The organism is Rhodococcus sp. BP-349 (assembly GCF_019835845.1).
Lineage (GTDB): Bacteria > Actinomycetota > Actinomycetes > Mycobacteriales > Mycobacteriaceae > Rhodococcoides.
Genome location: NZ_JABUDR010000001.1, coordinates 1,715,509 through 1,726,645, shown reverse-complemented (window position 1 = coordinate 1,726,645; position 11,137 = coordinate 1,715,509). Strand labels below are relative to the sequence as shown.

10 protein-coding genes are annotated in these 11,137 nt (G+C 69.8%); 7 read left to right on the top strand and 3 right to left on the bottom strand.

Features of this window, described 5'->3' with window-relative positions; genetic code table 11:
- Window positions 1-24 precede the first annotated feature (24 nt).
- The 3 genes from HQ325_RS08225 to dapE are packed head-to-tail and all read right to left on the bottom strand — an operon-like array spanning window position 25 to window position 2,520.
- Window positions 25-603, bottom strand: a complete 579-nt coding sequence (locus HQ325_RS08225) for a TIGR00730 family Rossman fold protein (RefSeq protein ID WP_222627965.1) — start codon at window positions 601-603, stop codon at window positions 25-27.
- Window positions 600-1,397 carry a TIGR00730 family Rossman fold protein gene (locus tag HQ325_RS08220; RefSeq protein ID WP_222627963.1) on the bottom strand — a complete coding sequence of 266 codons (798 nt, stop codon included), beginning with the start codon at window positions 1,395-1,397 and terminating at the stop codon, window positions 600-602. Before HQ325_RS08220 ends, HQ325_RS08225 begins: the two co-directional genes overlap by 4 nt.
- 10 nt (window positions 1,398-1,407) lie before the next feature.
- Window positions 1,408-2,520, bottom strand: coding sequence for a succinyl-diaminopimelate desuccinylase (gene dapE / locus HQ325_RS08215; protein ID WP_222627961.1), 1,113 nt, complete (start codon window positions 2,518-2,520; stop codon window positions 1,408-1,410).
- A gap of 54 nt (window positions 2,521-2,574) precedes the next feature.
- Between dapE and dapD the strand changes: the two genes are divergently transcribed.
- From dapD to HQ325_RS08180, 7 genes are all read left to right on the top strand, one after another.
- Window positions 2,575-3,525, top strand: a complete 951-nt coding sequence (gene dapD / locus HQ325_RS08210) for a 2,3,4,5-tetrahydropyridine-2,6-dicarboxylate N-succinyltransferase (RefSeq protein WP_222627959.1) — start codon at window positions 2,575-2,577, stop codon at window positions 3,523-3,525.
- Window positions 3,526-3,600: 75 nt separating this feature from the next.
- On the top strand, window positions 3,601-4,116 hold the full coding sequence (locus HQ325_RS08205) for a GNAT family N-acetyltransferase (protein ID WP_222627957.1): 516 nt from the start codon (window positions 3,601-3,603) through the stop codon (window positions 4,114-4,116).
- A 73-nt stretch (window positions 4,117-4,189) separates the two neighbouring features.
- Window positions 4,190-4,813 (top strand): TetR/AcrR family transcriptional regulator, encoded by a 624-nt coding sequence (locus tag HQ325_RS08200; protein WP_204866793.1) that lies wholly within the window; start codon window positions 4,190-4,192, stop codon window positions 4,811-4,813.
- A complete protein-coding gene (locus tag HQ325_RS08195; protein ID WP_222627955.1) occupies window positions 4,810-6,447 on the top strand; it encodes an acyl-CoA dehydrogenase family protein in 1,638 nt (545 codons plus the stop codon). Before HQ325_RS08200 ends, HQ325_RS08195 begins: the two co-directional genes overlap by 4 nt.
- Complete coding sequence (locus tag HQ325_RS08190) at window positions 6,444-7,430, top strand: crotonase/enoyl-CoA hydratase family protein (protein ID WP_308014310.1); 987 nt, start codon at window positions 6,444-6,446, stop codon at window positions 7,428-7,430. Before HQ325_RS08195 ends, HQ325_RS08190 begins: the two co-directional genes overlap by 4 nt.
- A gap of 90 nt (window positions 7,431-7,520) precedes the next feature.
- The gene (locus tag HQ325_RS08185) at window positions 7,521-9,326 is read left to right on the top strand and encodes an ABC transporter ATP-binding protein (protein ID WP_222627953.1); all 1,806 of its coding nucleotides are present in this window, start codon (window positions 7,521-7,523) and stop codon (window positions 9,324-9,326) included.
- Window positions 9,319-11,130, top strand: a complete 1,812-nt coding sequence (locus HQ325_RS08180; protein ID WP_222627951.1) for an ABC transporter ATP-binding protein — start codon at window positions 9,319-9,321, stop codon at window positions 11,128-11,130. Before HQ325_RS08185 ends, HQ325_RS08180 begins: the two co-directional genes overlap by 8 nt.
- The last annotated feature ends 7 nt before the right edge of the window (window positions 11,131-11,137 follow it).

Sequence of the window (11,137 nt, the reverse complement as noted above, 5' to 3'; positions counted from 1 at the left end):
TCTCCGGCTGTGACGACGCTTACCTTACTGATTGGTAATGTTCACGGTGCGCGTGCCCTGCACGAGCCCACACGCCGTCAGAGCCGCGTCCACGTCCGCCGTGACGACCAGGCGATCGAGCGAACGCTCGGAGACGAAACCCGTCCCGACGAGCGAGCGCATCCAGTCGAACAGCGGTGTGAAGTGGTTCACGGGATCCAACACTACGACCGGTTTGTCGTGCATTCCCAGATATCCGGCGGTCCAGGTCTCGAACAGTTCCTCGAGCGTGCCGATCCCGCCCGGGAGCGTGATGAACGCGTCGGCGCGGTCGTCCATGATGCGCTTGCGCTCGCGCATGGTCTCGGTGACCACCAGTTCGTCGGCGTCGATGTCCGCGACCTCGCGGTGCACCAGTGCCTGCGGGATGACTCCCACCGTGAACGCACCCGCGGCACGTGCGGCCGCCGCGACGGCGCCCATCATGGAGACGTTGCCGCCCCCGGACACCAGCGTGCCGCCGCGGCGCCCGATCTCGGTGCCCACGGCGGTGGCCAGATCGAGGTGGCGCTGTTCCACCGGGCCGGACGCACAGTAGACACAGACCGCGATCGGCCCGGTCACTGCTCGGTCTCGCTCGCCCGCGACTCGATCGCCGCGATCTCGGCCGCCCTGCTCTCGTCGACCCAGCGGACCACCTCCGCGACGCTGTCCGTGCAGCGGATCAGCTCCAGGTCCGCTTCGGACACCGTGCCGGCGGCCACCAGCGTGGTGCGGATCCAGTCGAGCAGCCCGCCCCAGAACTGCGTGCCGAACAGGATGATGGGGAACCGGGTCACCTTGCGGGTCTGCACCAGCGTGAGTGCCTCGAACAATTCGTCGAGCGTGCCGAAACCGCCCGGCATGCAGACGAAGGCCTGCGAGTACTTGACGAACATCGTCTTGCGGACGAAGAAGTAGCGGAAGTTGACGCCGAGGTCGACCCACTCGTTGAGCGACTGCTCGAAGGGCAGTTCGATACCGAGGCCGACCGAGAACCCGCCCGATTCGCAGGCCCCCTTGTTGGCGGCCTCCATCGCGCCCGGTCCCCCGCCCGTCACCACGGCGTAGCCGGCGCCGGCCAACGCGGTGCCCAGCTCGACGCCGAGCGCGTACTCCGTGGACTCGCGCGACGTCCGCGCCGACCCGAACACCGTGACGGCCCGAGGCAGTTCCGCCAGTGCGCCGAAGCCCTCGACGAACTCGCTCTGGATCCGCAGCACCCGCCACGGATCGGTGTGCAGCCAGTCGGCGGAGCCCCGCGAGTCGAGGAGCCGCTGATCGGTGGTGGACCCGCCGAACTCCCGTCGGTCCATGACGGGCCCGCGGTAGTTCGTGGACCTCTCGCCGACGTTCTCCCGGCTCTCGTGCGCTCCCATGAGGGAGAGGCTAGTGGGCGTCGGTGGCGGTCAGATACCGGCGCAGGACGTCGGCGACGTCGGTGATCTGCTGCACCGGTACACGCTCGTCGCGCTTGTGCGCGAGGTTCGGATCGCCGGGACCGTAGTTCACCGCCGGGATGCCCAGCGCGGAGAACCGGGAGACGTCGGTCCAGCCGTACTTGGCGCGGAACTCTCCCCCCGCCGCCGTGACCAGCGCCGCCGCCGCGGGTGCGGCCAGACCCGGCAGCGCGCCCGGCGACCTGTCGGTCACCTCGACGGTGAGGTCGAGATGCTCCGCGTCGGTCGCCTCGCGCACGTGCTCGATCGCCTGCTCCACACTGCGGTCGGGGGCGAAGCGGAAGTTGACGTCGACGAATGCCTCGTCGGGGACCACGTTCCCCGCGACGCCGCCGCTGACACGGACCGCCTGCAGTCCCTCCCGGTACACGCAGCCGTCGATGTCCACGCTGCGCGGCGCGTACGCGGCGAGGCGCTCGAACAGCGGACCGAGCTTGTGAATCGCATTGTCTCCCAACCACGACCGCGCCGAGTGGGCGCGTGTTCCCGACGCGGAGAACCGCACCCGGAGCGTGCCCTGGCACCCCGCCTCGATGAAGCCGCCCGACGGCTCCCCGAGGATCGCCACGTCACCGCGCAGCCACTCGGGCATCTCCCGTTCGATCCGGCCGAGACCGTTGGCCGACGCCTCGATCTCCTCGCAGTCGTAGAAGATCAGGGTCAGGTCCGCATTCGGCTCCGCGACCGTCGCCGCCAGATGCAGGAACACCGCGTCGCCCGACTTCATGTCGACGGTTCCGCAGCCGTGGAGGACGTCGCCCTCGGCGTGCCCGGGCTCGCGCCGACTCGGCACGTTGTCGGCGATGGGGACCGTGTCCAGGTGACCCGCGAGGATCACCCGCGTCGGGAGCCCCCGGTTCGTCCTGGCCAGCACGGCGTTGCCCGAGCGCACGACCTCGAATCCCGTGGTCTGCTCGCGCAGCGCCCGCTCCACCGCGTCGGCGAGCGCAGCCTCGTCGCGCGAGACGCTGGGAACGTCCACCAGCGCCGCCGTGAGGTCGACGGGATCGGCGTGCAGGTCCAGGGAGATCGGTGCGCTCACGCAGCCGACCTTACGTTCGCCGGGCCGTCCGGTCGTCCTCTAGGCTCGGTCCCCGTGACCACAGGAGCATCGGCAGTCGGCATCGCACACATCACCGCGTCGGGAACGGTGCTCGACACCTGGTTCCCCTCTCCCGAGCTCGCCGACGTGGCCGAGACCGGCACCACGCGGCTCGACGCGGCGGACGTTCCGTCGGAGTTGGCGTCGCTGGTCGGACACGACGATGCACGCGACCTCGACATCGTCGCGGTGCGCACCACCATCTCCTCCCTCGACGACGCCCCGGTCGACGCACACGACGTCTACCTGCGCCTTCACCTGCTCTCGCACCGCCTCGTCCAGCCCCACGGCCTCAACCTGGACGGCCAGTTCGGGCTGCTGTCCAACGTGGTGTGGACCAACCACGGCCCGGCGGCCGTCGACGGCTTCGAGGCGACGCGCGCCCGGCTGCGGGCACGGGGCAACGTCACCGTGTTCAGCGTCGACAAGTTCCCGCGGCTCGTCGACTACGTGCTCCCCACCGGTGTCCGCATCGGCGACGCCGGGCGCGTGCGCCTCGGCGCCCACCTCGCGTCCGGCACCACGGTCATGCACGAGGGTTTCGTGAACTTCAACGCCGGCACGCTCGGCTCGTCCATGGTCGAGGGCCGCATCTCCGCCGGCGTCGTCGTCGACGACGGCTCCGACGTGGGCGGCGGCGCCTCGATCATGGGCACCCTGTCCGGCGGCGGCAAGGCCGTCATCTCGGTGGGACAGCGCTGTCTGCTCGGCGCCAACGCGGGCCTCGGCATCTCCCTCGGCGACGACTGCGTCGTCGAGGCAGGTCTCTACATCACCGCGGGCACCAAGGTCACCGGACCGGACGGCACCGTCGTCAAGGCGGCCGATCTCAGCGGACAGTCGAACATGCTCTTCCGTCGTAACTCCGTTTCCGGTGCCGTCGAGGTCGTGCCGTGGAAGGGTACGGGCGTCGAGCTCAACTCGATTCTGCACGCCAACGACTGAGCGATTAGGCGGCAGGCAGCGTCCGGGGGGACCGTGAGCCAGGAAGCGATACAGCAGGAACCGCGACTCGAGTCGGTGAGCACCGACGATCTGGGTGACGCGGACGCCCACACGTGCGAGGGGCTGGTGCGCGGCGCCTTCGGTGAGCGCTTCACTCCGCACGACTGGCAGCACGCCCTGGGCGGCACCCACGTGATCCTGCGCGACGGCGACCGCATCATCGGCCATGCCGCCGTGGTGCCGCGCCTTCTCCACCACGGCGGCGACGAGTTCGACGGTGGCTTCGTCGAGGCCGTCGCCCTGGACCCGGAGTTCCGGGGCACCGGGCTGGGTGCGCGGCTCATGGCCGCGATCGAGAAGCAGATCGAGTCGGACGACGTGGTCGGCGTGCTCAATTCCCTCCCCGACGCCGTCGGGTTCTACGAGCGGCGCGGTTGGGTGCTGTGGCGTGGGCTTCTCGGCGGCATCGGCAACACGGAGGAGCCGACGCCCCCCGACGAGGACGACGCCGTCATGGTGTTCCGTCCCGAGTCCCGTCTCGATCCGGACGGCACGCTGCTGGTCAACAATCGCGTCGGGTCGCGCTGGTAGCCCTGCCCTCCCGAACATGTGAATCACCGTTCCATCCTTGACACCAGTGCGGAACGGGCGTTCACTTCTTGCCATGGTGTACCGACGGACCGCTGCGGTCCAGGAGCGGCTCGATGCCGCCCGGTCTCGAATCGTCACCGCTGCACTGTCTCTCGTGGCCGAGCGGGGGTATGCCGCCTGTTCGATGGCCGACGTGGCCGCCCGCGCCGGCATCGGAGTGGGCACCGTCTACCGCTACTTCCCCGGCAAGGGCGAACTGTTCGCCGAGGTCTTCCGCGACGCCTGCAGCCGCGAGGTGGCCGCCGCGACAGCGGCGGGTGTGCGCGCCGCCGCGACCGGCACCCACACCGACAGCCTGCTCGCCTCAGTCCACACCTTCTGCGATCGTGCCTGTCGCGCACCGACTCTCGCGTACGCGCTGCTGGCCGAGCCCATCGACGCCCTCGTCGACACCGAGCGACTCGCCTTCCGGCAGTCGTTCGCGGACGCGTTCGCCGCCGCCATCCGTGCCGCCGTCGAGGCCGGTGAACTCCCGGACCAGGACGCGTCCCTGACGGCGGCGTGCATCGTCGGCGCCATCGGCGAGGCACTGGTCGTCCCACTCGCCCGCGGCGAGGCCGACGCTCGCGTTCTCGCCGCACTCGAGACCTTCACACTCCGCGCCCTCGGCGCCCCGACCGACAGGAGAGCGTCATGACCCCCACGCACACCGTCACCAATCAGGTTCCGCCGCTCATCGGCCACGACGTCGCCGACCACCCGGTCGTCCTGGAGGCCCTGCACCGCGAGGGCGCCGACGACGCGCTCGACGAGCTGCACCGGCTCGGTCGGCTGGCCGGGAGCGAGCAGGCGCAGCGCTGGGGCGATCTCGCCGAGGAGCACCCGCCCGTCCTGCACACGCACGACCGCTACGGGAACCGCATCGACGAGGTGGTCTACGACCCGGCGTACCACGAGTTGATGCGCACGGCAGTCGAATTCGGCATGCACGGGGCGCCGTGGCGCGACCCGTCACCGCACGCGCATCTGATCCGTGCCGCGAAGTTCAGCGTGTGGGGCGCGGTGGACGCGGGGCACGGGTGCCCGATCTCCATGACGTACGCCGTCGTTCCCGCACTCCAAGCGAACGCGGAACTGTCCGCGCTGTACGAACCGCTGCTCACCTCGTCGACGTACGACCCCTCGTACCGTCCTCCCGCCACCAAGACGGGTCTGATCGCGGGCATGTCGATGACCGAGAAGCAGGGGGGTTCCGACGTCCGGGCGAACCGCACGACGGCCGTGCCGCAGCCGGACGGCTCGTACCGGATCACCGGCCACAAGTGGTTCACGTCGGCGCCGATGTCGGATGTCCTGCTGGTCCTCGCGCAGGCGCCCGGCGGCCTGTCGTGCTTCTTCCTGCCCCGCGTCCTCCCGGACGGCACTCGCAACGCCATGGCGATACAGCGCCTGAAGGACAAGCTGGGCAACCATTCCAACGCCTCGAGCGAGGTGGAGTACGACGACGCGACCGCGTGGCTCGTCGGCGACGAGGGTCGCGGCGTGCGGACCATCATCGAGATGGTCAACATGACGAGGCTGGACTGCACCCTGGGGTCGGCCACGGGAATGCGGGCGGGCACCGCTCAGGCCGTGCATCATGCGGTGCACCGGCAGGCGTTCGGGAAGAACCTCGTCGACCAGCCGCTCATGCGGAACGTCCTGGCCGATCTCGCGATCGAGTCCGAGGCGTCGACGACCGTCGCCCTGTGGCTCGCCGCGCTCACCGACAGGGCCGCTGCGGGCGACGAGCGTGCCGCCGCACTGCGGCGCATCAGCCTCTCCGTCAGCAAGTACCTGGTGTGCAAGCGCGGCCCGGCGCATGCGGCGGAGGCCCTGGAATGCCTGGGCGGCAACGGGTATGCGGAGGAGTCGAGGATGCCGCGGCTCTACCGGGAGGCTCCACTGCTGTCGGTGTGGGAGGGTTCGGGCAACGTCGCGGCGCTCGACACCCTGCGCGCCGTGGCACGACAGCCGGAGACGCTCGCCGTGTTCTTCGACGAGCTCGACGGCTGCCGCGGAGCCGATGCGTCGCTCGACGCCGCGGTGCGGTCGCTGAAGGACTCCTTCACCGACATCGCCACCCTCGAACAGCGGGCACGCCGCGTCGTCGGCGAGATGGCACTGGCACTGCAGGGCTCGCTGCTCGTGCGGCACGGCCACCCCGCGGTCGCCGACGCGTTCACGACGAGCCGACTCGGCGGCGACTGGGGCAGCGTGTACGGCACCCTGCCGACCGGGGTGGACACGGCCGCCATCATCGAGCGATCGACGCCGAAGGTTCCGGCGTGACCGACGCACCCGCCCCGTGGCGTGACGGGTGGGACGAGGGAGCCGACTCCCCCTTCACCGGCCGGACTTCACGGCAGGACTCGCCGGTGTTCCGGACGCTCACCTACGAAGTCGACGGGCGGATCGCCCGGATCACCTTCGATCGACCGGAGCACGGCAACGCCATCACCGCGGACACCCCCGTCGAACTGGCGGCGGCCGTCGAGCGCGCGGATCTCGATCCGCGGGTGCACGTCATGCTGCTGTCCGGCCGCGGCAAGGGGTTCTGCGGCGGCTACGACCTGTCGATCTACGCGGAGAATCTCGACCGGGGCGACAGCGGAGCCGCGGACACCACGGGGACGGTTCTCGACCCCGTCGTCCAGGCCCGCAACCACGATCCGTCCGGCCAGTGGGACCCGATGATCGACTACGCGATGATGAGCCGATTCAACCGCGGATTCGCCAGCCTGCTGCACGCGAACAAGCCGGTGGTGGCCAAGCTGCACGGTTTCGCCGTGGCGGGCGGTACCGACATCGCGCTTTACGCCGACCAGATCATCTGTGCGGACGACACGCGGATCGGCTACCCGCCGACCCGCGTCTGGGGCGTTCCCGCCGCCGGGATGTGGGCACACCGCCTCGGCGACCAGCGCGCCAAACGACTGCTGCTGACCGGTGACTGTCTCACCGGGGCGCAGGCGGCGGAGTGGGGTCTCGCCGTCGAATCGGTGCCCGCGGATCAGCTCGACGCCCGCACCGAGGAACTGGTCGCGCGGATCGCGCGCATGCCGATCAACCAACTGATGATGGTCAAGCTGGCGCTCAACAGCGCGCTGATCAGCTCCGGCGTGCACACCTCCACGATGATCAGCACGGTCTTCGACGGCGTCGCCCGGCACACCCGTGAGGGCTTCGCGTTCCAGACCCGCGCTGCCACCGTCGGATTCCGGCAGGCCGTCCAGGAACGTGACGAACCGTTCGGTGACGCGAAGCGGCGGTGATGTCCCACGGCGGGAACAGGCCCTCCGATAAATAGGTTGGCTCCGAGTACGGCTCGATGAGACAGTCGAGCGGTACGTGAGGAGTCGTGTGTGTCCACCGGAGTGCTCGATCGCGGAACGAGACGTGCGGTCGAGGCGTCCTCCGCGACGGTGACCTCGTCGCTCCGCCGCTTCGCCCCGTTCCTGGCGCCGTATCGCTGGTACTTCGTCGGGTCCATCGTGGTCTCGCTGATCGCCACGCTCACCGGCCTGGTGATCCCGCTCGTCATCCAGAGCATCATCGACGGCCCGATCACCCGCGGCGACGTCGCCGGCGTGTGGTGGCCCGCGGCACTGGTGCTGCTGCTGGGGACGATCGATGCCGCCGGCATCTGGATCCGTCGCTACCTGGTGTCGGGGCCGTCGAGTCAGTTCGAGATCACGGCCCGCGCGCACGTGTTCGCGAAGCTGCAGCACGTGTCGGTGGCCGCCCACGACAGCTGGGAATCGGGCCAACTGCTCTCCCGCGCCATCTCCGACCTTTCCGCGCTGCGCCGCTTCGTCGCCTTCATCGGACCGTTCATCATCATCAACGCGGTGACCCTCGTCGTGGGTCCGGGTGTCCTGCTCTCCCGCGCATGGCAGTTCGGCGTCATCATGCTCGTCGTGGCGATTCCGCTGGTGTGGGCGTGCGTCCGGTTCGAAGAGCTCTATCGCGTCGTCGCACGCGACGCCCAGGACCAGGCCGGCGACGTCACCACCACCGTCGAGGAGTCCATCCACGGCATCCGGGTGCTCAAGGCGTTCGGACGCAGCGCTCACCTGGGCCGCCGCTTCCTCGCGGAGGCCGCGACGCTCCGCACGACCGAGCTGACCAAGGTGCGCTACCTCGCGATCCTGTGGACCGTCATCGTCGGACTGCCGCCGGTGGCCGTCGGCGGCATGCTCGCCTACGGGACGTACGCCATCGTGACGGGGACCCTGACGGCCGGAACCCTGGTGGCGACCATGGCCATCGTCGCCTTCCTGCTGTGGCCCATCGAGTCCTTCGGCTTCCTGCTCGCCGAGCTGAACAACGCGCGGACGGCGGCGGATCGGTACTGGGAGATCATGGACACCCCGGACACCATCGTGGATCCGGTCTTCCCCATTCCCCTGCCCGACTCGGTTCGGGGGCACATCCGCGTCGACCACGTCTCCTTCGCATTCCCGGACGCATCCGACCACCTCCTGCACGACGTCACGTTCGAGGTGCGTCCGGGCGAGACGGTGGCTCTCGTCGGCAACACCGGAACGGGGAAGTCCGTCTTGACGACGCTGATTCCTCGGCTCTTCGACGTCGACGGTGGCGCCATCACTCTCGACGGTGTCGACGTCCGGTCGATGCGGCTGGCGGATCTGCGCTCGGTGGTCTCGGTCGCCTTCGAGGAGCCGGTGCTGTTCTCGGCCAGTGTGCGCGAGAACGTCGCACTGGGTCGGCCCGACGCGACGGACGACGACGTCGCGGAGGCACTCGAGATCGCGCACGCGACGGACTTCGTCGACAAGCTCCCGTGGGGCCTCGACACCCGGATCGGTGAGCAGGGTCTGAGCCTGTCCGGCGGTCAACGCCAGCGTCTGGCGCTGGCGCGGGCGGTACTCGGCCGTCCGCGCGTGCTCGTGCTGGACGATCCGCTGTCCGCACTCGACGTGGACACCGAGGCGACGGTCCAGCGCCGACTGCGCACCGTGCTCGCGCACTCCACGACCGTGCTGGTGGCACACCGCCCCTCGACCGCCGCGCTCGCGGATCGCGTCGTGCACCTCGGCCACGGCACGGTGATGGAGACCGGGACGCACGAGCACCTGCTCGCCACCTCGGCCGCGTACCGCGACGTGATGGGCTCGATGTCGGGAGCGGAGCGAGATCATGGCTGATACCGACTGGCGTGGCGTCGGAGGTGAGGACACCGACGTGGACCGGGCAGGCAACCTCGTCCTGGCCGGTCGCTCACGTCGACTGCTCTTCTCGCTGCTGCGCCCGCACCGCCGCCGCACGGTCCTCGCGATGGCGATCATCTTCCTGGACAACCTGGCGTTCGTCGCCGGGCCGCTGTTCATCGCCCACGCTCTCGACACCGGCGTCGCCGCCGCCGTCGACGGACGATGGGCGCCCCTGGTGTGGACCGTGGCGGGGTACGTCGTGGTCGGGTTCCTCGGCGCCGCCACGACGTACGCGTTCCTCATGGTCTCGGGCCGCCTGAGCCAGGACATCCTGTTCGATCTGCGCGATCGGGTGTTCCGCCACACGCAGGCACTGTCGCTGTCCTTCCACGAGAAGTACACGTCCGGCAAGGTGATCTCGCGACTGACCAGCGACGTCGAGTCGCTGCAGACACTTCTCGAGAGTGCGCTCAACGATGCGTTGACCGCGATCCTGTCGATGGTCTCGATCGCCGTCATCCTGTTCTGGCTCGACGTGCCGCTGGCCCTCGTCGTGCTCGCGGGATTCGTTCCACTGCTACTGATCACACGCTGGTCGCAGCGCCGCCAGCGCCGCGCCTACCGACGCACCCGAGTGTCCATCGCGCGCGTCGTGGTGCACTTCGTCGAGTCGATGGTCGGCATCCGCGCCGTCCAGGTGTTCCGCCGCGAGCGCCGCAACGACGCGATCCTGCTCGCGGAGGACACCGAGTACCGGGACGCCACCACCACCGCGCTGCGCGGAATGGCGAGCTACACCGGCATCGTGCGCTGGATCGGCAACGCCACGCTCGCCGTCATCGTGGTCGTGGGCAGCATGCGGGTCATCGGCGGTGCCCTCGACATCGGCGTGCTCGCCGCCTACGTGCTGTACCTCCGCCGGTTCTACGGGCCGCTCGACGAACTCGCGCAGGTGTTCAACGCGTACCAGTCGGCCGCGGCGGCGCTCGAGAAGATCTCGGGCGTGCTCGAGGAGGAACCCTCCGTGGCGCCTCCCACCACCCCGGTGCCGATCGGAATCGCGGCCGGCGACGTGGAGTTCGACGGGGTCTCGTTCGGCTACGCCGCGGACGCGCTGGTGCTGCAGCCGTTCTCGCTGCACGTGCCGGCCGGACAGGTGGTCGCCATGGTCGGCGCCACCGGTGCCGGCAAGTCCACGGTGGCCAAGCTCCTCGCGCGGTTCTACGACCCCACGGACGGCCGGATCCGTCTCGACGGCATCGATCTCCGCGACCTGTCCGACGACGACCTGCGTCGCAACGTCGTCATGGTGACGCAGGAATCGTTCCTGTTCTCCGGATCGATCGCGGACAACATCCGCCTCGGCCGACCGTCCGCGACCGACGACGAGGTGCGGGCAGCCGCCGACGCCGTGGGCCTCACCCCGTTCCTGGCCGCACTGCCGCGGGGCATCGACACCGACGTGCGCAAGCGCGGTGGACGTCTGTCCTCCGGACAGCGACAGCTGGTGGCCTTCGCGCGGGTGTTCCTCGCCGCACCGTCGGTGATCGTGCTCGACGAGGCCACGTCCAGCCTCGACATCCCCGGCGAGCGCCTGGTCCAGCGCGCCCTCGAGACGATCCTGCACGGCCGGACCGCACTGATCATCGCGCACCGCCTGTCGACGGTCGCGATCGCGGACCGCGTTCTCGTCATGGCCGACGGACGGATCGTCGAGGACGGCACCCCGGAGGCCCTCGTCGCCGGCGACGGCAGGTTCGCGCACCTCAACACGGCGTGGCAGGAGAGCCTGGTCTGACGCGCGG